This is a genomic window from Actinoplanes sp. NPDC051859 (assembly GCF_044452725.1).
In the GTDB taxonomy this organism is placed as follows: domain Bacteria; phylum Actinomycetota; class Actinomycetes; order Mycobacteriales; family Micromonosporaceae; genus Actinoplanes.
The window spans coordinates 739,273-762,396 of the sequence record NZ_JBITBX010000001.1 but is presented as its reverse complement, the minus strand read 5'-3'; the positions used below and the strand labels follow the sequence as shown (position 1 = coordinate 762,396).

General features: G+C 70.4%; 23 protein-coding genes. 10 read left to right on the top strand and 13 right to left on the bottom strand.

Annotated features, from left to right (window positions below; genetic code table 11):
* The 3 genes from ACIA1L_RS03480 to ACIA1L_RS03470 all read left to right on the top strand — a co-directional run.
* Positions 1-324, top strand: a 324-nt coding sequence (locus tag ACIA1L_RS03480) for a hypothetical protein (protein ID WP_396071006.1), incomplete at its 5' end; no start/stop codon positions are given.
* Positions 209-2,320 (top strand): DUF5682 family protein, encoded by a 2,112-nt coding sequence (locus ACIA1L_RS03475; RefSeq protein ID WP_396070877.1) that lies wholly within the window; start codon positions 209-211, stop codon positions 2,318-2,320. The genes ACIA1L_RS03480 and ACIA1L_RS03475, both read left to right, overlap by 116 nt.
* The gene (locus ACIA1L_RS03470; protein WP_396070876.1) at positions 2,317-3,486 is read left to right on the top strand and encodes a VWA domain-containing protein; all 1,170 of its coding nucleotides are present in this window, start codon (positions 2,317-2,319) and stop codon (positions 3,484-3,486) included. The genes ACIA1L_RS03475 and ACIA1L_RS03470 overlap by 4 nt, the downstream gene beginning before the upstream one ends.
* Before the next feature lie 41 nt (positions 3,487-3,527).
* On the opposite strand, the gene ACIA1L_RS03465 is transcribed toward ACIA1L_RS03470, so the two are convergent.
* The 3 genes from ACIA1L_RS03465 to ACIA1L_RS03455 are packed head-to-tail and all read right to left on the bottom strand — an operon-like array spanning position 3,528 to position 6,053.
* Entirely contained in the window at positions 3,528-3,899 is a 372-nt protein-coding gene (locus tag ACIA1L_RS03465) for a hypothetical protein (protein WP_396070875.1), read from the bottom strand.
* A gap of 28 nt (positions 3,900-3,927) precedes the next feature.
* Positions 3,928-5,091, bottom strand: coding sequence for an acyltransferase (locus ACIA1L_RS03460; RefSeq protein WP_396070874.1), 1,164 nt, complete (start codon positions 5,089-5,091; stop codon positions 3,928-3,930).
* Positions 5,088-6,053: an alpha/beta hydrolase gene (locus tag ACIA1L_RS03455; RefSeq protein ID WP_396070873.1), complete on the bottom strand. Its 966-nt coding sequence runs from the start codon at positions 6,051-6,053 to the stop codon at positions 5,088-5,090. The genes ACIA1L_RS03460 and ACIA1L_RS03455 overlap by 4 nt, the downstream gene beginning before the upstream one ends.
* A gap of 252 nt (positions 6,054-6,305) precedes the next feature.
* Here ACIA1L_RS03455 and ACIA1L_RS03450 point away from each other — a divergent pair, with 252 nt between their 5' ends.
* The 3 genes from ACIA1L_RS03450 to ACIA1L_RS03440 are packed head-to-tail and all read left to right on the top strand — an operon-like array spanning position 6,306 to position 8,948.
* Positions 6,306-7,001, top strand: coding sequence for a class I SAM-dependent methyltransferase (locus tag ACIA1L_RS03450; protein ID WP_396070872.1), 696 nt, complete (start codon positions 6,306-6,308; stop codon positions 6,999-7,001).
* Positions 7,002-7,029: 28 nt separating this feature from the next.
* Positions 7,030-8,286, top strand: coding sequence for a sensor histidine kinase (locus ACIA1L_RS03445; RefSeq protein WP_396070871.1), 1,257 nt, complete (start codon positions 7,030-7,032; stop codon positions 8,284-8,286).
* The gene (locus ACIA1L_RS03440; protein WP_396070870.1) at positions 8,283-8,948 is read left to right on the top strand and encodes a response regulator; all 666 of its coding nucleotides are present in this window, start codon (positions 8,283-8,285) and stop codon (positions 8,946-8,948) included. Before ACIA1L_RS03445 ends, ACIA1L_RS03440 begins: the two co-directional genes overlap by 4 nt.
* Here ACIA1L_RS03440 and ACIA1L_RS03435 read toward each other — a convergent pair.
* The gene (locus tag ACIA1L_RS03435; RefSeq protein WP_396070869.1) at positions 8,945-9,580 is read right to left on the bottom strand and encodes a 4'-phosphopantetheinyl transferase; all 636 of its coding nucleotides are present in this window, start codon (positions 9,578-9,580) and stop codon (positions 8,945-8,947) included. The genes ACIA1L_RS03440 and ACIA1L_RS03435 overlap by 4 nt on opposite strands.
* Before the next feature lie 94 nt (positions 9,581-9,674).
* Between ACIA1L_RS03435 and ACIA1L_RS03430 the strand changes: the two genes are divergently transcribed.
* The gene (locus tag ACIA1L_RS03430) at positions 9,675-10,115 is read left to right on the top strand and encodes a nitroreductase family deazaflavin-dependent oxidoreductase (RefSeq protein WP_396070868.1); all 441 of its coding nucleotides are present in this window, start codon (positions 9,675-9,677) and stop codon (positions 10,113-10,115) included.
* Here ACIA1L_RS03430 and ACIA1L_RS03425 read toward each other — a convergent pair.
* The 4 genes from ACIA1L_RS03425 to ACIA1L_RS03410 form a co-directional block, all read right to left on the bottom strand.
* Positions 10,104-10,910 carry an ABC transporter ATP-binding protein gene (locus ACIA1L_RS03425; protein WP_396070867.1) on the bottom strand — a complete coding sequence of 269 codons (807 nt, stop codon included), beginning with the start codon at positions 10,908-10,910 and terminating at the stop codon, positions 10,104-10,106. The genes ACIA1L_RS03430 and ACIA1L_RS03425 overlap by 12 nt on opposite strands.
* Positions 10,910-11,941, bottom strand: coding sequence for a FecCD family ABC transporter permease (locus ACIA1L_RS03420; RefSeq protein WP_396070866.1), 1,032 nt, complete (start codon positions 11,939-11,941; stop codon positions 10,910-10,912). The genes ACIA1L_RS03425 and ACIA1L_RS03420 overlap by 1 nt, the downstream gene beginning before the upstream one ends.
* A complete protein-coding gene (locus ACIA1L_RS03415; protein ID WP_396071001.1) occupies positions 11,938-12,909 on the bottom strand; it encodes an iron chelate uptake ABC transporter family permease subunit in 972 nt (323 codons plus the stop codon). The genes ACIA1L_RS03420 and ACIA1L_RS03415 overlap by 4 nt, the downstream gene beginning before the upstream one ends.
* 116 nt (positions 12,910-13,025) lie before the next feature.
* Positions 13,026-14,042, bottom strand: a complete 1,017-nt coding sequence (locus tag ACIA1L_RS03410; RefSeq protein WP_396070865.1) for an ABC transporter substrate-binding protein — start codon at positions 14,040-14,042, stop codon at positions 13,026-13,028.
* Positions 14,043-14,235: 193 nt separating this feature from the next.
* Here ACIA1L_RS03410 and ACIA1L_RS03405 point away from each other — a divergent pair, with 193 nt between their 5' ends.
* Positions 14,236-15,381, top strand: a complete 1,146-nt coding sequence (locus ACIA1L_RS03405; RefSeq protein ID WP_396070864.1) for a DUF5925 domain-containing protein — start codon at positions 14,236-14,238, stop codon at positions 15,379-15,381.
* Here ACIA1L_RS03405 and ACIA1L_RS03400 read toward each other — a convergent pair.
* The 5 genes from ACIA1L_RS03400 to ACIA1L_RS03380 form a co-directional block, all read right to left on the bottom strand.
* Positions 15,338-16,585: an adenylosuccinate synthetase gene (locus tag ACIA1L_RS03400; RefSeq protein ID WP_396071000.1), complete on the bottom strand. Its 1,248-nt coding sequence runs from the start codon at positions 16,583-16,585 to the stop codon at positions 15,338-15,340. The genes ACIA1L_RS03405 and ACIA1L_RS03400 overlap by 44 nt on opposite strands.
* A 5-nt stretch (positions 16,586-16,590) precedes the next feature.
* Complete coding sequence (locus tag ACIA1L_RS03395; protein WP_396070863.1) at positions 16,591-17,553, bottom strand: hypothetical protein; 963 nt, start codon at positions 17,551-17,553, stop codon at positions 16,591-16,593.
* A 14-nt stretch (positions 17,554-17,567) separates the two neighbouring features.
* Positions 17,568-18,539 carry a molecular chaperone DnaJ gene (locus ACIA1L_RS03390; protein ID WP_396070862.1) on the bottom strand — a complete coding sequence of 324 codons (972 nt, stop codon included), beginning with the start codon at positions 18,537-18,539 and terminating at the stop codon, positions 17,568-17,570.
* On the bottom strand, positions 18,536-19,282 hold the full coding sequence (locus ACIA1L_RS03385) for an NUDIX domain-containing protein (RefSeq protein WP_396070861.1): 747 nt from the start codon (positions 19,280-19,282) through the stop codon (positions 18,536-18,538). Before ACIA1L_RS03385 ends, ACIA1L_RS03390 begins: the two co-directional genes overlap by 4 nt.
* A gap of 219 nt (positions 19,283-19,501) precedes the next feature.
* Positions 19,502-19,789, bottom strand: a complete 288-nt coding sequence (locus ACIA1L_RS03380; RefSeq protein ID WP_396070860.1) for a DUF1540 domain-containing protein — start codon at positions 19,787-19,789, stop codon at positions 19,502-19,504.
* 247 nt (positions 19,790-20,036) lie between these two features.
* Between ACIA1L_RS03380 and ACIA1L_RS03375 the strand changes: the two genes are divergently transcribed.
* Positions 20,037-21,209, top strand: a complete 1,173-nt coding sequence (locus ACIA1L_RS03375; RefSeq protein ID WP_396070859.1) for a glycoside hydrolase family 26 protein — start codon at positions 20,037-20,039, stop codon at positions 21,207-21,209.
* Between the two features lie 146 nt (positions 21,210-21,355).
* A complete protein-coding gene (locus tag ACIA1L_RS03370) occupies positions 21,356-23,116 on the top strand; it encodes an IPT/TIG domain-containing protein (RefSeq protein ID WP_396070858.1) in 1,761 nt (586 codons plus the stop codon).
* Positions 23,117-23,124: the final 8 nt, after the last annotated feature.

The window sequence follows — 23,124 nt, the reverse complement described above, 5'->3', positions numbered from 1 at the left end:
CGCGCCTACCACCCCATCCGCGCCCACCACGCCGTCCGCGCCTACCACCCCATCCGCGCCCACCACGCCGTCCGCGCCTACCACCCCATCCGCGCCCACCACGCCGTCCGCGCCTACCACCCCATCCGCGCCTGCCACCCCATCCGGGCCTGCCACCCCATCCGGGCCTGCCACGCCTCCAGTGCCTGCGGTTCCCTCCACACTCCCCGTGAAATCCCCGCCGGGCGCGCCTTCCACAACCGACGAGCGCGTTGCATTTGTTGCGCCGGGTGCGCCCTCGCCGAATATCTCAGTCGCGCCCGAGCCTGTTGGCCCTGCGGATAATGGTGCCGATCGGGAGCAGCCGGCCGATGACACGGCTGGATTGCAGCCTGCGGAAAGCCGGGCTGCAAGACACCCAGTGTCCGGTAAGGCCGGGCGGAAGGAGCCGGCGGACGATGGGGCCGGGCCGGCGGACGATGAAGCCGGGCCCGCGGACGATGAGGGCCGGCGGGTGCGGCCGGTGGATCCGATCGGGGAGCTGGCGCGGGCGGCCGGGTATGACGATCCCGAGCGGTGGTGGGAGGACGTCGTCGAGCATCGCGGCATGCCCGCTTTCGAGGCGATCGCCGAGGCGATGACCGCGATTCGGGAAGGCTCTCCCGAGGACCCCGAAGACCTAGTCCGCGAGGCACACATGCGGACAGTCTTGCGGGAGGTGCGCCGCACGCACGCAGATATCGCCGTCGTGTGCGGGGCGTGGCATGTGCCGGCGCTGAGCCGTAAGGTCACCGCGAAGGACGACGCCGCGCTGCTCAAAGGGCGCAAGCGCGCCAAGGTGGCTTTCACTTGGGTGCCGTGGACGTACGGCCGGCTCGCCTCGTGGTCCGGGTACGGCGCAGGGGTACGGTCGCCGGGCTGGTACCACCACCTGTTCACCGCCGGAGGCGACGTCGTGCCGCGGTGGCTCGTGGACGCGGCTGGTGTGCTGCGCGCCGAGGGAGTGCCGACGTCGTCCGCGCACATCATCGAGGCGACTCGGCTGGCCGAGGCGCTGGCTACGCTGCGCGGTCGGCCACTTGCGGGGCTCGCTGAGGTGACCGAGGCCGCCGAAGCGGTCATGTGTGACGGCGAGCCGTTGCGCGCCGAGCTGATCGGCCGGCGATTGGTCGTCGGTGAGCGGCTCGGCGGCGTGCCGGACGATATGCCGGCTGTCCCGCTCGCCAAGGACCTGGCGGCGCAGCAACGGGCCGTACGCCTGAAGCCGGAGGCCTTGGAACGCGTCCTGGACCTGGACCTGCGCCGCGACATCGACCTGGCCCGCAGCCGGTTGCTGCATGGGATGCGCGCGATCGGCATTGCCTGGGGCGAACCGGAAGTCGGCCGGCGAGGCACCGGCACGTTTCGGGAGCAGTGGCGGTTGCGCTGGCAGCCCGAGTTTGCGGTGCAGCTCGTCGAGGGGAGCATGTACGGCACGACGGTCGAAGCGGCGGCGACCGCCAAGGTGGTCGGAGCTGCTCGCGACGCGGCCACCCTCGGTGAGGTGACGGCGCTGGTCGAGGTATGCCTGCTCGCCGAGCTGCACGATGCCTTTCCCGCAGTGTTATCCGCTTTGGACGCGCGGGCCGCGGTGGATGCTGACATCGGTCACCTCATGGCCGCGTTTCCTGCGTTGGCGCGGGCTTTGCGGTACGGCGACGTGCGGCGTACCGATGTCGCGGGTTTGTCGACCGTGACCGCCGGTCTGCTCAGCCGGATCTGCGCGGGGTTGCCCGCGGCCGTCTCGTCGCTGTCCGACGAAGCGGCGGGCCACCTGCGGGACCGCATCGATGAGGTGAATCAAGCGATCGCCCTCCTCGACTCGGCTGCCGACGGGGAACGTTGGCTGGACACGCTGTCGACCGTGTCGGAGCGGGACGGTTTGCACGGGTTGCTGGCGGGGCGGTTGGCCAGGCTCCTGTTCGACGCGGGCCGGCTCGGCACCGACGAGGTGCGGCGGCGGTTGCGGCTGCCGCTGACTGTCGGCACGCCACCAGCGCACGGCGCCGCGTGGGTCGAGGGGTTTCTGGCCGGGGGCGGATTGTTGCTGGTGCATGACGACACCTTGCTGGAGCTCATTGACGGCTGGCTCACCGACATCCCGGCGGATGGCTTCGACGACGTGTTGCCGCTGCTGCGGCGTACGTTCGGGGCGTTCGCGGCTGGGGAGCGCCGGGCGATCGGCGAGCGGGTTGCGGGCGGCGCGACGGCGGCGTCCGCGGAGCAGGTGCTCGTTGACCATGACCGGGCGGCGCAGGTGCTGCCCACCTTGAGCGTCCTGCTGGGAAGGGAACTCGGATGACGTCTGCGAACTCCGCTGGGGAGCGGTCCCGCCGGTGGCGCCTCGTGCTGGGCGGCCCCGCCGACGAAAGCTTGGGCGCGGCTCAGGGCAGGGATGCGCGGATGGATGCGGCGTTGGCCGCGCTCTATGACGGGCCGGGTGGTGACGACGGCGGCGCGGAACAGCGGACGGCACGGTCGGCCGGGCTCGGCGGGTCGGCTCCGAAAGTGGCGCGCTGGCTCGGCGATATCCGAGAGTACTTCCCCAGCACGGTCGTGCAGGTCATGCAGGCGGACGCCATCGAACGGCTGGACCTGTCCCGGCTGCTGCTGGAGCCGGAGATGCTCGCCGCGGTCGAGCCGGACGTCCATCTGGTCGGCACGCTGCTGTCCCTGAACCGGGTGATGCCCGACCGCACCAAGAACGCGGCCCGCCAGGTGGTTCGCAAGGTCGTTTCCGAGCTGGAGAAGCGGATCAGTCAGCAGACGCGTACGGCGATCAGCGGCGCCCTGAACCGGGCGGCCCGGATGAACCGCCCGAAGCTGACCGACATCGACTGGGACCGGACCATCCGCGCCAACCTCAAGCACTACCAGGCCGAGCACCGTACGGTCGTGCCGGAGCGGCTGGTCGGCTACGGACGTCGCACCACCGCGGTGCAGCGGGACGTCATCCTGTGTGTCGACCAGTCCGGTTCGATGGCGGCTTCGGTGGTGTTCTCCGGTGTGTTCGCGGCGGTGCTGGCCTCGATGCGCTCGTTGAAGACGTCCCTGGTCGTCTTCGACACCGCGGTGGTCGACCTGACCGACCAGCTCGCCGACCCGGTCGAGGTGCTGTTCGGCACCCAGCTCGGTGGTGGCACCGACATCAACCGTGCCATCGGGTACGGCCAGCAGCTCATCACCCGGCCTCGGGACAGCATTTTCGTCCTGATCAGCGACCTGTATGAGGGCGGTGTGCGCGAGCAGATGCTGCGCCGGGTGGCCGAGATGACCGCCGCTGGTGTCCAGGTGGTGGTGTTGTTGGCGTTGTCCGACGAGGGCGCGCCGGCGTACGACCACGAGAACGCGGCGGCGTTGGCGGCTCTGGGTGTGCCGGCGTTCGCCTGCACACCGGACGCTTTCCCGGACTTGATGGCGGCCGCCATCGAACGGCGCGACCTGATGGCTTTCGTTCCCGGTGACTAGCAAATGCCGAAGGGAGGCACCCCGCCCCTTGCGGCAGCCGCTTAGACGTCCTCGGGCAGCCGGCCATGCCGTTCGAGCTCGGCGGCCCATTGGGCGACGAGTGAGTCCGCCGCCGCCCGCCCCTGGACCCGGCGGCGCGCCTGAAGGTCGTCGCCGTCCAACCGCCGGGCCACCACGGTCCATCGGCCGGTTGCCGCCCGCATCGGCCAGACGATCAGCGTCACCAGGAGCGCGCTGCACCACATCAGGAGCCACCACAGGAATGCGGCGAGCGCCACGAGCCAGCCCAGGACGGGAATCTGCCCGAAGTCCAGCAGTTCGAGCGCCCCCGGGCCGGGCAGCCAGGCCAGCCGCCGCCGACCGACACGCCACCGCCACCAGGCGCCCGTGGCATCCCGGCATCGCACGATCACCCGCCACATGATGCCAAGCAGCGGCGCCCTACGGCAGCCGGTTCGGCATCCTCGGCGGGCTGCCGGCCGGCTGATTGAGCAGCTCGGCTCGACGGAACAGGAGGCAGAGCAGGCCCAGGGTCGCGCCGACGACGGGGATCCAGAGCAACCGGTGGTTGATCCAGCCGGCCGAGTCGGGTGGGCCGATCAACCCGGCGGGGGTTCTGCCCAGGGCAAGGCCCGACCCGGCGACGGCGAGCAGTGCACTCTGATGCCAGAGGAAAATCGTCAGCAATGTCAGGTTGAGGCCGACCACGGCCGACCACCAACGGGGGCGGCGCAGCACGCGGTCCAGGCGAGTCCAGACGAGGAGTGCGACGCCGATCTGCGCGGCTGACAGCGCGGCAGTGAGCAGTGACGGCGGGTCGAGATTTGACCGGCCGTCGCCCGGGACGCCGACCAGGCTCGCCGGATAGCCGACCGCGATCAGCGCAGCGCCACCGAGCACGCCCGCCAGCAGCAGGCCCGCACCGCGGCGCGGTCCGGTAAGACGGCCCTGAGCTGCGGCCACTCCGAGGGTGTACGGCACCAGCCAGGCGGTCACACAGTTCAGGTAGGCGGGCCAGCTGGGCAGTTCGGGCCACAGCAGGTAACGCGCTGCGTCCATGGCGATCAGCGCACCGAGCGGCGGCAGCGCGGCGGCGGCACCGATCCGGTTGACAGCGCTGAGCACCAGCGGTGTGCAGGGCAGGAGCAGGACGAGCACGAGCACGAACCACAGTGGGCTGACCGCGATTTTGCCTACCGTGTGACTGGTCCAGGGCTCAGTGGCGGGCCGGATCGCGAGGAGGATCACCGACCACGTGCCGAGGAACACGGCGACCGGTGGCAGCAGCCGGCGCAGCCTGGCGGCCATCCAGGTTCGGGCGGTGCCGCCCCGCTGCCGTTGTCGATCCAGGCCGCGCCCAGCGGCGAAGCCGGCGACGAAGAAGAACAGGCCGAGTGTCTGTAACGCCCAGGTCAGCGGGGTGAGCGCCGGGTTGTTGGTGAGCGGGCTCGCCTGGTGCAGACCGCTGCCGTCGATCCTCAGGCCGGTGACGAGCCAGTGCCCGGCCACCACACCGAGCATCGCGATGACTCGGAGCCCGTCGACTGCCCGGTCCCGGCTTGCCGGGGTGGCGGCGGTGATCCGGTCAACGTCAGCCGTGGTCATCGCGGATCACGCACCGGATCGGCACCGATCGACGCCAGGGCCAGCAGCGCCGCCGAGTTCGGTGCGAAGTAGCCGTCGTGGCCGTCCACGTTGTCGCAGGGCAGCGGCAGCGCGCCGAACGCGGGTTCGGTCGGTCGGCGGCCGTGCCCCGCTCCGAAGATGCGGATGCCCGGCAGTTGCCGGGTCCAGTCGGTAGGTGCCGTGCCTGCCCAGATGCGGGCGGAGGTGTGCAGGTCGGCGGCGCGGTCGACGCTCATGCCGGGGCTGCCGATGGCGACGAGGTCGGTGACCTGTTCGGTCAGGTCGGGTGCGGCGATGCCCAGCACTGTGGAGCCGTAGCTGTGGCCCACGACCGTTATCGCAAGCTCGGGACGGTCGACGACCAACCCGTCCACGAACCGGGTCAGGGCTCGGGCGCCGTCCTCCGCTCGCTCTTGGCGAATCGCTGCCCGGCGTACCCCTTCGGGTGGGTCGTAGCCGAGCCAGACGATGACGGCGACGGGTGCGTCGGGCTGGTCGGCCCGCATCCGTTCGTAGAGCTGGCGGCCCTGCCAGGCGGGTGCGCGGCGGAGCACGCCGCCGTGGCCGGTGTCGAAGTTGTGCAGGGTGTCGTCGACGCCCGGGACGAGGACGGTCACCGCGGTGGCCTGCCGGAGGTCGCCGAGCACCTCCACGATCCGGCCGTCGCCGCGCAGGTCCAGGGCGAGGGGTTGCCGGTCGTTCCAGTGTGGGCTTTGGCGACGGTTCGCCGCGTACCGCAGCTCGAGGGGCGCGCCGTCGAGGTTGCCGACGACGTCCGGGTAGGTCTGCGCCAGCCGGTCGGCATGCCCCGGTGGCAGGCCGGCAAAGAATGCGGCCACTGTCGCCGCCTGGGCGGAACTCAGGTCGGGCAGGCGCGCGGGATCGGCAAGCCAGGCGACCTGTCCGGCAGGTGGATTCGGCGGGCCCGGTGGATCCGGCACGAAGAGATACGAACCTAATGTCATTACCAGCAGCGTTGCTAAGAATCGGCCTTTTCCCATGGCAGCGAAGGCTAGGAAAGAATGAGACCAGTGTCGTCGGTCTGCAGCGGGTCAAGCCGGGTAGTACTTACGGACTACCCGCCGATTGAACTGCGACTTGAGTAGGGGTTCGGCGCTCGTCCCGAGGAGTGACGACACCAGGTAGCCGCCTGCGTAGATTCGCCACCGAGCCATTGAGGAATGGAGCTTTCGGTGCCCGAAACAACGCTGGAAAACATCTGCGACTGGTATCACAAGTATGCGGACGATCTGCGAATCGTCCGGAAAGAACAACGCGAATTGCGGGCACTGCACCCCGCAATGAATGCTCAGCTTGACGACCTCGAGGCAGAGATCACCTACCTGTTGCTGCGCGAGCAACAGCCCGCCACGGTTCTGGAAGTTGGCTCGTTGCACGGCTGGTCCACGACGTGGATTCTGCGGGCATTGCGCGACAACGGGGCAGGTGTGCTGATCACCCACGACTTGATTGACAACGCTCGCCGGCACGTGCCCCGTGATCTTGCTGCGGGACGCTGGACGTTCGTGCCGGGCGACGCCCGGCAGACGCTGCGCGGCCACGCGCATCGCATCGACTATCTCTTCATCGACGCCGCACACACCGCATCCTTCGCGCGCTGGTTTGTAAGCGAGCTCTTCCCGACCGTCCGGTCCGGCGTCACTGTGAGCGTTCACGACGTCTTCCACGGACGCCGGCCGTGGCCGTTCAGCGAGGGCCGGGTGGTGCTGTCCTGGCTCGCGGAGAAGTCCGTTGCCTATTTCACCCCGTCCCGGCTCGCCGCGGCCCCGGTCAACCGGGAGCTCAAGGCGGTCAAGGAGCGTCTCGGCCTGCAGCAACCGGTTCATGACGGCCGGGACGATCCGATGCTGTTCTTCCGGATGCCGTGACCTTGCGCCCGGATGCTTTCCTGTACGGGTGGCGCACTCTTTCCGCGCCGCGGGCGCGGCCGGCCGTGAGCTGTTCGCCCTGTCGGCTCCCTCACGTGCCCCGCGCCGCTCCACGCTGATGCGCGGGTTGCGGCTGATCGGGATGTCGCTGGTGGCTCTCTACACGGCTGCCCTCGGTGCGGGCATGCTGGCCGAGGCCCTGCCGCAGAGCTCACCTGTGTTCCTTGTCCTGGCAGTGGCGCAGGCCGTACCCATCATCATGGTGTTGTATCGGCCGCTGGCCGCATGGTGGCTGTCGCTGATCACGGCGCTGCCTTACCTCGTTTTGGTCGGCTTGTCCGCCGCCGGTGAGGCGGAGCGGGTGTTATGGCCGTGGAGTGCCGCCGGCATGATCGCGCATGTGACCGTCAGTCTGGTGGTGGCCTGGCAGGTGCCGCCCCCGGTGTATCTGGCGCAGTGGGCGATCACGGGCGCGGTGGCCGGCGCCGCCGAGGTGGCCTTCTCCGGACGAGCGCAGGACAACAACGGCCTGCTGTTGTCCGGCTGCTATGCCGTGGTTCTCGTGGTGGTCGCGATCGTGCGCTGGCTGCGCGATGTCCGACGGGAGCTGCGTCGGCAGGTCGATCTCACCGAGCAGGAACGGGTGCAACGGACCGCGCTGGAGGAGCGCACCCGGATCGCTCGGGAATTGCACGACGTGGTCGCCCATCACATGTCGGTGATCGCCGTCCAGGCGGAGGCCGCGCCCTACCGGGTGAGCGGGCTCGACCCGGCCGCCACCGACAGCTTCGCCTCGATCCGGCAGAACGCGCTGGCGGCGATGACCGAGATGCGGCAGATTCTCGGCATGCTGCGCTCTGCGGAGGACGACGGAACCCGGTACGCCCCCCAGCCCGCGCTGGCCGACCTGGATCAGCTGTTCGACAACTGCCGCAGCGCCGGGCTTACACTGCGGACTGCGGTCCGCGGCGCAGTCCGGGTGTTGCCGGAGCAGACCGAGTTGATCGCCTACCGGGTCGTCCAGGAGGCCCTGAGCAACGTCATCCGGCACGCGCCGGGCGCCGACGTCGAGGTGGATCTGGACTACGGGCCCGTGGACCTGCGCCTGCGAATCGCCAACAGCCCAGCCCCGGCAGCCGCCGAACGACCTACTGCCGCGGGTGCCGGGCACGGCCTGACCGGCATGCAGGAGCGAGCGGCCGTCCTCGGCGCCACGCTGCAGGCCGGCCACCGCGCCGACGGCTGGTACGAGGTCACGATGTCGCTGACCGGGGTGGACAGATGAGCGCCCCGATCCGGGTGGTCGTCGTCGATGACCAGCTCATGCTGCGGGAAAGCTTCTCCGTCGTGCTGGATTTCCAGCCGGACATCGAGGTCGTCGGTACGGCCGCCAACGGTGCGGAAGCCGTCCGGCAGGTGCGCGATGCGCGGCCGGATGTCGTCCTGATGGACGTACGGATGCCGGTCCTCGACGGGTTGGCGGCCACCCGGCAGATCTTGGCGAATGCTCCGGCCACGAAGGTGCTGGTGCTCACCACCTTCGACGACGACGAGTACGTGCACGAGGCGATCCGCGCGGGCGCCAGCGGTTTCCTCCTCAAGGATTCGTCCGCGCATCAGCTCGCCGACGCTGTCCGCACCGCGGTTTCCGGCGGTGCGGTGCTGGCGCCGTCGGTGACCAAGCGGATCCTGGCTGACCTGTCTCGGCGTTCGGCGGCCCCCGGGGCGCCATCCGAGCGCCTGGCCGCGCTGACCAATCAGGAGCTCAGGGTGCTCGGGCTGGTCGCGCGCGGCATGTCCAACGCCGAGATCGCCGTCCAGCTCGGTGTCGCGGAACAGACGGTGAAGACGCACGTCAGTCGCATCCTGATGAAACTGCACCTGCGCGATCGGACGCAGGCCGCCGTCCTCGCCTATGAAACCGGCTTGGTGGTTCCGGGACGTTAGCCCGCGTCGAGGACGATGGCGGTGAGGACCAGGTCGCCTGCGACCAGGTAGCGGCCGGTGAGGGTTTCGAACGGGCCGTCGCGCAGGATCCGGGCGGTGAACGTGCCGGCGTCCGGGTCGAACGTCAGTGCCGCCTCTTCGAAGCCCAGCCATTCACCCGTACGCGGGAACCAGACTTTGTAGACCGATTCTTTCGCGCTGAACAGCAGGCGTTCCCACCAGATCTCCGGTGGCAGGTCGGCCAGGTGGTCGCGCTCGGGAGGAAGTGACACCAGGTCGAGAACGCCGGACGGGAGGGGGCCGTGCACCTCGGCGTCGATGCCGATGCCCGCCACGTCGGTGTCCCGGGCGACCGCCGCCGCCCGATAGCCCGCGCAGTGGGTGAGGCTGCCGACGATGCCGGCCGGCCAGATCGGGGCTCCGCGCTCGCCGCGCAGAATCGGTCCGGCGGGGACACCGAGCTCGGCGAGGGCGATCCGGGCGCAGTGCCGGGCCGCGGCGAACTCGTTGCGCCGTTTGGGCACGGCGGCGGCCACGAGTGCGGCTTCGGCGGAGTGGAGCACCGCGGCCGGCCAGTCGTCGTGCACCGTGTGAGCGGAACGCACCGCGGGTGGGAGCAGGCGTTCGATCATGCGAGCGGCGAGGAATCGGCGATGATCGAGGGCATGGGGCCACCTTAGGGCACCCACCACAGAAGATCATCACGTACGTGAAGGGGTCGACAGCATGCCTTTGACCGGCGAGTACGCGCCCAGCCCCAGCGACTGGGCCCGCACGCAGGCGGAAACGTTCGAGGCGTCCAACGGGGCCGAAGCCAACGAGCTGCAGGGCCGGCCGGTGATCGTGCTCACCTCGGTCGGCGCAAAATCCGGCAAGTTGCGCAAGACGCCGCTGATGCGGGTGGAGCACGACGGCGAGTACGCCGTGGTCGCCTCGCTGGGCGGCGCACCCAAGCACCCGGTCTGGTACTGGAACCTGGTCAAGAATCCCCGCGTCGAGTTGCAGGACCTCGCGGAGAAGCACGAGTACGAAGCCCGCGAGGTGCACGGCGACGAGCGGCAGGTGTGGTGGGACCGGGCGGTCGAGACCTGGCCGGCGTACGCGGACTATGCGAAGAAGACCGACCGGGTCATCCCGGTGTTCGTGCTGTCCCGGCTAACGGACTAGGCGTCGACTGCGGGCGGACCGCGCGGCGGGTACGACCAGCGGCGTGCCGGTCTGCGGGTCGCTGATGACCTCACAGGGCAGGCCGTACACGTCCTCGACCAGGTCCGCGGTGATGACCGTACGCGGCTCGCCCGCAGCGATGATCCGGCCGGCTTTCATGGCGATGAGGTGGGTCGCGTACCGGCAGGCGTGGTTGAGGTCGTGCAGCACGGCGACCAGGGTGCGACCTTCCTCGTTGAGGTCGGCGCACAGGTCCAGCAGGTCGATCTGGTAGGCGATGTCGAGGTAGGTGGTCGGCTCGTCGAGCAGCAGCAGGTCGGTCTGCTGGGCCAGGGCCATCGCCATCCACACGCGCTGGCGTTGGCCGCCGGAAAGCTCGTCGACCGCGCGGTCCGCGAGGGCGGTGACGCCGGTCGAGTCCATGGCGGCGGCGACCTGGTTTTCGTCCTCGGGCGTCCACTGGCGCAGCAGCTTCTGGTGCGGGTAGCGGCCGCGGGCCACCAGGTCCGCGACCGAGATGCCTTCGGGGGCGGTGGCCGTCTGCGGCAGCAGGCCGAGCCGCCGGGCAACTTCCTTGGCCCGGTACGAGCCGATCGCCTGACCGTCCAGCACCACGGCACCCTTCTTGGGGCTGAGCAGGCCGGACAGTGCGCGCAGCAGCGTCGACTTGCCGCACGCGTTGGGTCCGACGATCACCGTGAACGAGCCGTCCGGGATGGTCACGTCCAGGTCGGCCGCGATGACCCGGTTGTCGTACGCCAGAGTCAGGTCGGATCCCGACAGCCGCGAGGTCATCAGCTTCCCTTTCGCCATTGCATGCTGAGCAGCCACGCCAGGTAGACGCCGCCGACCGCGCCGGTGACCACGCCGACCGGCAGTTGGGCAGGGGCAACGAGCCGCTGGGCGACGAAGTCGCTGACCACCATCACGAGAGCCCCGGTGACTGCCGAGGGGATGAGCTGGGGTGCCGCCGAGCCGGTGAGCCGCTTGGCGATCTGGGGTGCCGCCAGCGACACGAACACCACCGGGCCGGTCGCGGCGGTTGCCACCGCACAGACCGCCACGGCGAGGATCACCAGCAGCGGTCGGGTGCGATCGACTTTGACGCCGAGCGAGCGGGCGGAGTCGTCGCCGAGTTCGAGCATCTGCAGCCGGCGGCCCAGGATCAGCAGCAGCGGGGTGAGCACGAGCAGGGCAAGCCCGAGCAGCCGGACGTACTCCCAGGTCCGGCCGTTGAGGGTGCCGACCAGCCAGGTGGCGGCGGCCTGCGCCTCTTCGAGTTTCGCCCGGCTGAGGAGGTAGCTGTTGACCGCGACGAGCATCGCGCTGATGCCGATGCCGACCAGCACCAGTCGTCGGACCGCGCCGCCACCGAGCGCGGCCAGCCCGTACACGATGATCGCGGTGAGCAGGCCGCCCACGACTGCGGCGATCGCGGCGCCGCCTGCCCCGGTTTTGAGGACCAGGATCGCGAAGATGGCCCCGCTGGCGGCGCCGGTGGTGAAGCCGATGATGTCCGGGCTGCCGAGCGGGTTGCGGGACAGGCTCTGGAAGACCGCACCGGACATGCCGAAGGCCGCGCCGGCGAGCAGGGCCATGGTCACCCGGGGCAGCCGGAGGTCGAGCAGGATGAACCGGTCGGCGCGGCGGCCGCCACCGTGGAGGATCTCGACGATGTCGGCGTAGGGAATGCGCACGCCGACCGCGGTGACGGTCCAGGCCACGACGGCGAGTGCGGCGAGGAGCAACAGGGCGGTGACCCAGAGGGTACGCAGATCGATGCGGACGGCTACACCGGGCGCACGAACGGTGAGTCGGCGCGTCACAGCGGCACGATCCGGCGGCGCAGGATGACGGCGAGGAAGACGGGCGCGCCGAGGAACGCAGTGACAATGCCCACCTGCAGTTCACCGGGCCGGACCAGCACCCGGCCGAGAATGTCGGCGAGCAGCAGCAGGGTCGGCGCCAGCACCAGCGAGTACGGCAGCAGCCACCGCTGGTCGGGTCCGACGATCGTCCGGGCGACGTGCGGGACGGCGAGGCCGACGAAGGCGAGCGGGCCGACCGCCGCGACGGCCGCGCCGCAGAGCAGCGTGATCGAGATCGCGGACAGGATCCGGGTGCGGTTCAGGTTGGCGCCCAGCGCCCGAGCGGTGTCCTCGCCGAGCGCGATGGCGTTCATCGCGGGGCCGAGGAGCAGGGCCAGCAGGGAGCCGGCGGCGACGAAGGGCAGGACCCCGTACACGACGGAAAGGTCGCCGAGGGCGAGCGAGCCGACCATCCACATGCGGTAGCGGTCGAAGGTGGCGGAGTCGAGCAACGCAACCGCGTTGACGATCGCGAAGAGCGCGGCGTGGATGGCGGCGCCGGCGAGGGCGAGGCGTTCCGGCGAGGCGCCCGAGCGGCCCCGGGTGCCGAGCAGGTAGACGACGGTGAAGGCGCCGGCCGCACCGGCGAACGCGAACCAGATGTAGCCGGTCAGCGTGCCGATCCCGAACACCTGGATGGCGAGAATGACCGCCGCGGCGGCCCCGGCGTCGATGCCGAGGATGGCCGGGTCGGCGAGCGGGTTGCGGGTGAGTCCCTGCAGCAGTGCGCCGCCCAGGCCGAGCGCCACTCCGGCGAGCAGGCCGAGCAGCGTCCGGGGGATGCGCAGTTCCTGGATGATCTGCACGTCCTGCGCCCGGTCGGGCAGGTTGGTCTGCCCGTCCAGGGCGTCGAGGACGGTGCCGAGCGGGATCGACTTGGTGCCGATCGCGATGCTGAGCGCCGCGACGGCGACGAGTGCCAAAATCGCGGCGACCAGGCCCAGGCCACGTGTGGTGAGACCCCCACGGGCGCGCACGCGCTCCCGTAGGGGTGTGAAACCAGCACGTTCGGCCGCCGCGTGTTCCCGCTCGGCGACCGCGGTCACGCCAGGGCGTCCTTGACCATCGGGATGAACTTCTCGATGGTGTACGGGGTGCTGAGCACGGAGCCGGTGGAGAACGCGTTGACCAGGTCGGCGTCGCTGACGATGAGCAGGCGTCCGGCCTTCGCCGACGGGATGCTGTTGAGGATGGCGTCCTTCTTCAGCTCGGCGCCCGCGCCGAGGCCGAAGACCACGGTGAGGTCGGCGTCGAGCAGGGCGACCTTCTCCTTGGAGACCTCGGCATAGAAGCTGGCTGGCTTCAGGTCCTCGATCTTCTGGGAGTTCTTGAAGCCGAGGGCCTCCATGAACTGCACCCGGCCGTCGCCGCGGGTGTAGGCGCCGTACTGGCCGCTGAACGCCGCCGCGACGACGATGCTCTTGCCGGCGAAGCCGGGGTTGGCGGCCTTGGCGTCGGCGAGCTGCTTGTCGGCGGCGGCGACCAGGGCCTCACCCTCGGCCTTCTTGCCCAGCGCCTCGGCGATGAGCATGGTCTGGTCCTTGAGCGTGGTGCCGTACGGCTGGACGCCGGTCGGGCCGCTCAGCGTGGGGGCCAGGTTCTCCAGCTTCTCCCACTTGGCCTTGTCGTTGTCGCTCTTGGTGAACGTCACGAAGTCGGGGCGCAGGGTGGCGACCTGCTCGAAGTTGATCTCCGGGCCCTTGAGCACGGTGGGCTTGGCGCCGCCGAGCTTGGCCTGGGCCCACGGGCCGACGCCGACCGGCCACGCCTGGAACCAGTCGAGGATGCCGGTCGGCACGACGCCGAGCGCGAGCAGCACGTCCGCGTCCGCCCAGCCGAGCGAGACGACGCTCTTGGGCGCCTCCTTGAGCTCGGTGGTGCCGAACTGGTGGGTGACTTTGGTCGGGAACGAGCCGCCGGCGGGCGCGGCGCTGCTGCCGCTGGTGCCGGTGCTGGTGGTGGGCTTGTCGTCGCCGCAGGCGGCGAGCAGCCCGGCCGCCGCGACACCCGCCGCGCCGAAGAGCACATTACGGCGCGAGATGAGCGGGTTTGTCGCCATGTCGGCCCTCCTGTTTCTGAGATAAAGGCTGGTCAATGCGGGTTAGGTAACCCTCACCTCACGATAGCGATTGTGAGAGATCTTGGGAAACGGAGCAGCCAACTGGTCACGCGCGCCGCGGAAGCGGTCCCGTTCGGACCAACTTCACGTTAAACCGGGTGCCCCTGCGCGACTTTGGAACGATCATGGGGTAATGCGTACCCCCCACCAGTCCGTCGACCGGCTCGGCAGCCGCACCGTGGAAACGGCGGCTGTGTCGCCCGTCACCACACCCCTGCCGCTGGCCGGCGCCGTCGATGACGGTGACCGGCTGGTGGACGTCGTCGACCTGCTCGCCCTGGACGCCTTCGTCACCGGGCGCGAACCGTTCGGCCGCACCAGCTACCTCGAGAACGTCCGCGCGGACGCGCCGTTGACCACGGACGACGCGCGCGTGGTCCGGGACGCCCTCGAGGAGGACAGCCACGGGCGACTGTCGACCGGCGACGGCTGGACGCTGCACGTGACCCGCTGGAAGCAGAGCCGCCGGGCCCGCGTGACCGTGACCGCGGTCACCGCCGAGCTGGCCGAGTCGGTGCTCGCCGCCGCCACCGTCAACGCGGTCGAGGAGCCGGCCCCCGCCGAGGACAGCGTGCCGATCGGCTTCTGGCACTTCGGCCCGCACGGACCCCGCCGGGTGCAGCGGGAAATCGACGCCGCCCCGTGGGAGCGGATCCGGACCAATTACGCCGGGCCGGTCGCCCGTACGCTCGAACGGCTCATGGCCGTCGACGGCGACACGGTCAACGGCCGCTTGCTCCTGCTGCACGGCGAGCCGGGCACCGGCAAGACCACCGCCCTGCGCGCCCTCGCCCAGCAGTGGCGCGACTGGTGCCAGGTCGACTGCGTGCTCGACCCGGAGCGCATGTTCGGCGACCCCGCCTACCTGATGAGCGTGGCGCTGGGCAGCGGCGACGACGACGAGCCGCGCTGGCGGCTGCTCATGCTGGAGGACTGCGACGAGCTGATCAGCGGCGAGGCCAAAGCCAGTGCCGGTCAGTCGCTGTCCCGGCTGCTCAACCTCACCGACGGGCTACTCGGCCAGGGCCGCAACGCGCTGATCGCCATCACCACCAACGAGGACCTGGCCTCGCTGCACCCCGCTGTGGTCCGGCCGGGCCGCTGCCTCGCCAGCATCGAGGTCGGGCGGCTGCCGTACGCGGAGGCGTCCGCCTGGCTGGGCACCTCCGCCGGCATCGGCCCCGAAGGCGCCACCCTCGCCGAGCTGTACGCCCTGCGTACCGGCGCCCAGCCCGTCACCGTCCCGAACACCCCGCCGTCGACCGGGCTCTATCTGTAAACCGCTTGTCGGCGCGGCTCGGCCCGGACGACTCCAGGACGACCGGCGCCCCGAGCAGGTCGCCGATCGTGCCGGCCCAATCCGCCGGGCGATGCCACTCTGCGGGCCGCGCTTCGGCCAGCAACGCCGTCGTCCGGGTCTGGTGCTCCAGGTCGCGGAACGGGCCGGGCACGATCCGGTCCAGCCGGGCGCCGGCCACGTCGTAGGCCGTGCACAGCTGCAACTGCGGGCAACGGTCAGGCGCGTCGAGGTGGGTGACGGCAAGCGCATCGACGCCGCCGGCCACCTCGACGGCGTACCGGTGGGCGACCGCGTCGAAGTGGCCCACCCGGAATGCGCCCTGCCAGCGCCCGGTGCCGTTGTGCGGCTCGGGCAGATCGAGCGGTGCCTCCGTGACCAGCGGCCCTGCGCCGTGCCGGGTCGTGGACGTTCGCACCACCCCCAGCCTCGTGAAGTCGGCGCAGAGCGAAGCCACGTTGGCGAACGTGGTCGTCGACCAGGTCGTATACGGGTGCCAGCCCCACCACTCGTCCAGCAGCACCCCCTGCGCACCCTCGAACACGCACGGCCCCTCGCGCAGCAGCCGGCCGGTAAAGGACGAGTCCACGATGGACGCCGTAGCGCCGAAGGCCTGGAACGCGCTGATCACGTCCTCCAGCGGTGGCACGTCCAGCTCGCCGTACGCCTCAGTCAGCCGATCGCGGACCGCGGCCAGCCGGCGGCGCAGGGTGCGGGGCGAGTGCACGTCGGCTACTCGGGGGGCGTCGGCGTGGCTGAGGGCGTACTCCATGGTCTGTCCGATGCCCATGCCGCACGAACCGTGCCGGTCCCCGCCGCGTCGCCGCTCGCGCAGCTGGTTGGCAGCGCGATGCCACGGCGTGGCGAGCAACGCGTCGCCGTCCACCGTCAGCAGGTGGAACGGGTTGCCGAGGGCGGCTGCCTCGGCGGCCAGGGCGAGCGGGTCGACGACAACGAACCGGGTGAGGTGGGTGGCCACCCCTGCGAGGGTGCCCGACCCGAACTGGGCGAAGGTGTGGTGCCGGCCGCCGGGCGTGATGACGTTGTGGGCGGCCTGCGCTCCCCCGTTGAAGCGCAGCACCGCGTGCACCGGCCCGGCGGCGCACAGCGCGTCGACGACCGTGCCCTTGCCCGCGTCGCCGTAGCCGAGATCGACCACGGCGACATGACCATTCGCGACCGGCATGACGGTCACAGCCGCTCGTTGCCGTTGCCTGAGGTGCTGCCCGCCAGCGGGGAGCGGACCACCGCGCCGCGTTGCGCGCTGATCGGGGCCAGCGCACGCCCGACCGAGCCGCCCGCCGCCGAGCCGGCCTCAGCCAGATCGGACAGGCCGTTGTCGAGGTCGACCGTGCCCTCGCCGAGGCCCACGGTGAGCGCGATGGTCTCGCAGACGGCGTCCAGGTCGTCCAGCTCGATGACCTGCTGGCCGAGCAGCGCCCGCCACTCCCCCAGGATTTCCGCGTCGCCGCCCCAGCCGGCGGCGGTCGGCATGATGAAGTAGACGTCGTAGCTGCGCTGCAGCTCGGCCAGCATCGCCTCGACGCCGATCGGCTCGCTCAGCTGGTCGCCGACGAACTTGGCGACCTCCTTCGGCTTCACCTGCCGGTACGGCATCTCGTCGCCGATCAGGAACAGGTAGCCCCGGCGACCGCGGCGGGCCAGGCTGTCCAGGGCGGTGTGCCGGGCCATGAAGTACATGGCGAGCTCGTAGGACTCGCGGCGGCCGCCGCCCCCGCCGCCTTCGAGGACGATCCGGGCCAGGTCGTCGTCCATCCGGTTGTCCGACTCGAACTGGCCGACCTGCAGCGGCACCCGGTCACAGGTGGCGTCGCCGACCGCGCCGAACATCAGGTGCGGGTCGGCCGCGTAACCCTTGCGGGTCAGCAGCCCGAGCAGCTGCGGCAGTTTGGTCTGCAGCACACGCGGGACGCTGCGCATCGAGCCGGTCACGTCGAAGAGGACGGCGATCGGGGTGCTCTGCGGGTGTTCGTCGCTGTCACGGCTCTCCCGGGCGGTCACGCCACGCGGGTCGAGGGCAGGGTGTGCTTTGCGGGCGCCGCTGTCGCTGTAGGCGAAGGCGCTCGTGCCGGTCGCGGCCCGGTAACCGGCCGCGGCGGTGTAGACGTCGGTGGACCAGCGTCCACTTCCCATGGTGGTTCTCCTTCTCAACGGGCCGGTAGCGCGAAGGGGCGGAACCGGCGGGGGCCGTACAGGTCGTGCAGCAGCTCGTCGAACTCGGCGAGCAGGCTCCAGGCGTCCTGGGGACGCTGGCGTGGCGAGGCGAAACGGCAGCCCGCGGCGAAGCGGCGCAGCGCTGCGGGCGGGTCGGCGACCAGCTGAAGCATCAGGCCGGTAGCCAGGTGGATGTCGGTGGCCGCGGTGGCGGGTCGCCGGGCCAGGATCTCGGGCGGGTAGGCGGCCCGGTGCCGCGCGACGATCGCGGGCACGGTGCCACCGACCGGCACGCTGTAGCACCAGTCGACGAGCACCACTCCGTGTTCTTCGGGGTGGATGAGGACGTGTTCGGGCAGGATCGCGCCGTGCACGATGCCGGCGCGGTGTGCCCAACCGAGCCCGGTGAGCAGCCGGCGCCACATCCAGGCGACGTCGCGCGGGTCGAGGCGGTGCGCAAGCCCGGTCAGCGGCACGAATCCGGACTGTCGGGTGAGCACCACCGCGGTGCGGCGGGCGCCGGCGGCATCCTCGTGGGTGAAGGATTCGACCAGCCGCGGAGCGTAGGCCCGGTGTCGCGGATCTCCGTCACGTTCCAGTGTGGTCAATGCGCTGACTTCGGCGCGCATGAGGTCGTTGTCGGCCGGTTGGCGCGGCAGTTTGAGCAGAAGCTCGTCGTCGAGCGCGGTCAGGTCGGCCAGGTCGCCGCTGGCGACGAGCGACCCGAGCCGATAGGTGGCGCGCTTCGTGGTCAGGCTGCGGGCACCCGCCCAGAGGGCGGAAAGCTTGGCGGCGGCCTGCGTCGCACTCGCGCGCCGACCCGCGGGTGCGACATCCGGGTGCACGATCTTGACCAGCATCTTGTACGCGTGACCCGGCTCCACACCCGCAAGACCCCCGCACAACAGATCAGGGAAACTGCCGGCGCGCTCGATCGCCGCGACCGCGTCCTCGAACGACGTCATCGGTTGCCCCGCTCGGGACGCAACAGGGCGGGGTGCAGCAGCCGCGCGTCACCGGCCCGGTAGAGCCGTGGTCGGGGACCGCCGCGTTCGGAGGCCCGGGCGGCGGTCGCGCCGGTGTCCGCCACGAATCCGGGCACCGACAGCACCTTGCGGTGGAAGTTGCCGGCGTGCGGCTCCTCGCCCCACACCGCGGCGTAGACGGCGCGCAGCTCGGCGATGGTGAACTCCGGGCCGGCGAACGCGGTGGCAAGCGGGGTGTATTCCAGCTTGGCCCGGGCACGTTCCAGGCCGTCGGCGAGGATCACGGTGTGGTCGAAGGCCAGCTCGCCCACTTCCTCGACGGGCGCCCAGTAGGCCCGGGTGGCATCGCTGCCGGCGCGCGGGTCGGGCAGGCTGGGCGCGAAGGCGAGGTAGGCCACGGAGACAACCCGCATCCGGGGGTCGCGGCCGGGGTCGCCATAGCTGCGCAGCTGCTCGAGGTGGACCCGGTCGAGTGCGCCCTCGCCGGGTCGCAGCCCGGTTTCCTCGGCGAGCTCGCGGCGCGCCGCGTCGTCGAGCGCCTCGTCTCGGACGAACCCGCCGGGCAAAGCCCGCCAGCCGGCGAAGGGATGCCCGCCCCGCTCGACCAGCAGCACGTGCAACCGGCTGTCGCGGATCGTCAGGGCGACGACATCGACAGTCACGGCCACCGCGGGGAAGGCAGCGGGGTCGTACCCGTCCAGAAACTCCTGCTCGCCGGTCAACGCTGCTCCAAGTTGTTCTCGAACTGAGTCTTACTCGATCTGAGAGCAACCTACCGTCTTCTCACCCTGAGGTCAACCCCGGTCGACTGGTCGGGTTTCGAGATCAAGGCAGCGAGCTGGGAATTGTGCGGCAAAAGCAAAAGGCCGCCGCCCCGAAAATGGGGCGACGACCTTAGGTAAGGCTTATCGAGCCTTAGGTCAGGCTCGCTTCGCGAACAATTAACCGGCCGAGTAGGTAAGACAGTCGGCCCGGTCCTCGGCAGCGCCGACGGTGATCGCCGGTGCCCGGCACTCGAGGTTGGTGTTGTGCACGCACTCGGCCCGGTGACAGGCGCCCACCTGGGCAACGACCTGGCCCATTCCACCCTCGGCACCCTCGATGAACGTGTCGCACTCGGACTTGGCCCGGCCGATCGTGATCGCGAAGGCCGTGCATCCGTCGTGGTTGTAGCCGCAGCCGCTCACGCTGCAAGCCTGCACGCGCGGCATCTCCATCATCTGAGTCATGGTCTTGGCCTCCCTTTCTCGACACCGACAATAAACTATTCAACGACGCGACGCGCGGCAGCGGACCGACAGTTTTTCCCATGTCGAAAAATAGGGGAACCATTCTTTAGGCAAGGCAACCCTTTGTTTTCCGGAGGTCATCCGCCACTCCACCCCCGTCCGGTGACAGGTCTCCCGAACCCGGCACCCTCGGGTAGCGAAGCTGGCAAACTGCGGCCACAAGCGCCGATCGCCGGGGGCTCACCGCATGGCCGAGGATCAACGACGCGACCGGCGCTCACTGCTGGTCGCCGGATTCGCCACGATCGCCGTCCTGACCGGCCTCGCCGTCGGGGTGGCAACCACCCATCCGGGCCCACTCGGCTCCGCCCCCGCGTCCCACACGCCGACCTCCGGACCGGCGGCACTCCCGTCGTCCGCCGCGGCACCCCCGTCATCCGCAGCACCGCAGCCCACGACCACTTCGGTCCGCGATCCCCAGTCGGCCCGGCAGCTCATCACCCTGCCTCGGGCCAACGGCACCTGGCCCGGCCCCAACGGCATGTCCGGCGTGAACGGCGACCCGCGCTTCGACACCGCGCACGTGAGCGCCTTCTGCTCGGCCCGCGGTCGACCCTGCCGGGTCACCCAGACGTACACCGATCGCACCTCGTGGCAGTCGATGACCCGCGGCACCGGCTGGACCTTCGAGCTGCTGGCCGATTTTGCGGGGATGCTGGTGATCTCCCAGGGACTGGTCCCGCACCAGCGCCAGGCCGACCTGCCCGCCTGCGCCCGCGGCGACCACGACGCGGACTGGCGGGCCTTCGGCACCCTGATGCGCAACCACTACCGAGGCGACTCGGTGGTCCGACTGGGCTGGGAGTTCAACGAGCGGACGTCGTCCTGGCGCGCGGACGACACGCAGACGTGGATCGCCTGCTACCGGCGGGCCGCGAGCAACATCCGGGCCACGAACCCCGAGGTCCTGTTCGATTGGACGATCAACGCGCACGACACCCCGGACGGCGTCTGCGGCGGGGTGAGCACCAACTGCTACCCCGGCGACGAATACGTGGACATCATCGGCATCGACAACTACGACCACTACCCGTGGTCCCCCGACAAGGCGACATTCGACCGGGTCGCCGCCGCACCCGAAGGCCTGACCTGGCTGTACGAGTTCGCGCGGACCCGGAACAAGCCGTTCTCGGTGGGCGAGTGGGGCGTGGTGCCGACGGCGGACGCGGGCCGGGAGAACCCGGACTTCATCACCTGGATGCACGAGTGGTTCGCCGCACACGCGACGCACCTGGCGTACGAGGCGTACTTCTCCGACTGTGGCGATCCGGGGGTGCAGTCGAGCCTCTACAACACCGACGCGGACTGCCGACGCAACCCCGGTTCGGCCGCCCGGTACGCGGCGTTGTTCGGCGATTAGGGTGCAATTCCACTGAACTTTGTCACTCTAAGCAATAGGTCGGATACGTCAAGTTACGCTCCCTTGCGAGACGGCCCGGCGAGGAACCTCCTGCGCGGGCCCACCAACCCAACCGACGCGGTCTGCAGACCGTAGGAGGACCTCGCATGCGCAAGTCCACGTCCACACGATCCCGGCTGACGCGCGCCGGGATCGCCTCCGGGGTGATCGCGGCCGCCGTGCTCGCGACCGCCACGCCGGCCTACGCGGCCGACGTCGAGGTGACACTCACCCCGTCGACCGGCCCCATCAACGGCGGTAACACCATCGCCGTCGCCGGCACCGGTGTCTTCACCAGCATCACCGCGCCAGGCGCCCGCTTCATTCCGGCCGCCAACAGCTGCCCGGCCGGCGCTACCCAGGTCGGCGCCGCCTCGGCATCCAGCGTCGCCGCCACGGTGACCAAGACGAACGACAACAGCGGCACCGTCGTGGTGCCCACGCTGGCCATCGGCAACTGGAAGCTCTGCCTGCTGAGCACCACGGCCACCACCGCGGTCATCGCCGGCCACGGCGCCACCAACTACGTGGTCACCACGGCGTCCCCCGTGCTGAGCCCGTCCGCGGGTGCGCAGAACACGGCGACGGTGCTCACCGCCACCGGCGAGAGCGGCAACCCGTACATCGGCAGCGCGACGTCGGTCGGCACGACGTTCTCCCTCGGCGCCTGCCCGGCGACCTACACCACGACGGGTGGCAACATGGTCGCGGGGACGTCGACCAAGACCTCGACGTCCGTGTCCGGCATCACCACCCCGGCCAACCTGACTGCCGGCAACAAGTACAACGTCTGCCAATACGCCGGCACCACCGGCACCAGTGCTCTCATCGCCACCGCGGTGTACAGCGTGCTGCCCGACATCCAGCTTTCCCCGGCAGTCGGCCCGAGCGCCACCGCCAAGACGATCAGCATCACCTCGACCGACAGCTTCCTGGCGGGCGTGGACACCCCGAAGGTGGTCTTCGTCCGGACCGCCTGCACCCCGCTGTACCCGACCGGTTCGCCGATCGCGTCCTCGACGGTCAACAAGATCACTGACAAGCGGATGTCGGTGCTCGTGCCCGTCGGCGTGACACTGGCCGGCGGCGGCGAGGTCACGGCCGCGTACAACGCCTGTGTCTACACGGGCACCAGCACCACCACCGACAGCCTTGTCGCGGTGCCGGCGACTTACACCGTCGCAGGCGCCACGACGGTCTCCTCCATCGCGCCCACCGCCGGCCCGGCCCAGGGCGGCAGCCTGGTCACCATCACCGGAACCGGGTTCCCGACCGGAGCGGGTGCCGTAGTCAGCGCCAGCGTCGGCGGCAGTCCGCTGCAGGACGTCAAGGTGGTCAGCGCCACGAAGATCACCGGTATCACCACGGCGCACGCGCCGGGCGCCGCGTCCGTCAGTGTCACCACGGCGGCCGGCACCGAGAACGCCGCGGGAACGCCGTACTCGTACACCTACGGCCTCACCGTGGCGCCGAACACCGCCAAGCCGAACAGCCAGCCGTGGCTGTCCATCCAGGGCACCGGTTTCACCGGTACGACGTGGGGTTCCGCCGTCAACGACGACGACTCGCACGTCTTCCTGGTGAAGGACGCGTACGACCCGACCGACGACACGCAGACCGGCGAGTGGGACGTGCCGCCGGTGACGCAGTGCACCAACGTCACGCTGATCAGTGACGTGGAGATCGTCTGCCGGCTCGACCTGACCCAGACGGTCGACCCCGACGGCACCATCCTGGCCGCCGACCCGACCATCGGCACGTACACCGTCATGGTGGTCAACGACGGCGAGCCCGGTGCGACCGTCGTGGCGGGCACCGACACGTCGGTCGTCTCGAGCGGTTCGACCTTCACGGTCGCCCCGTTCTGATCGGTCCA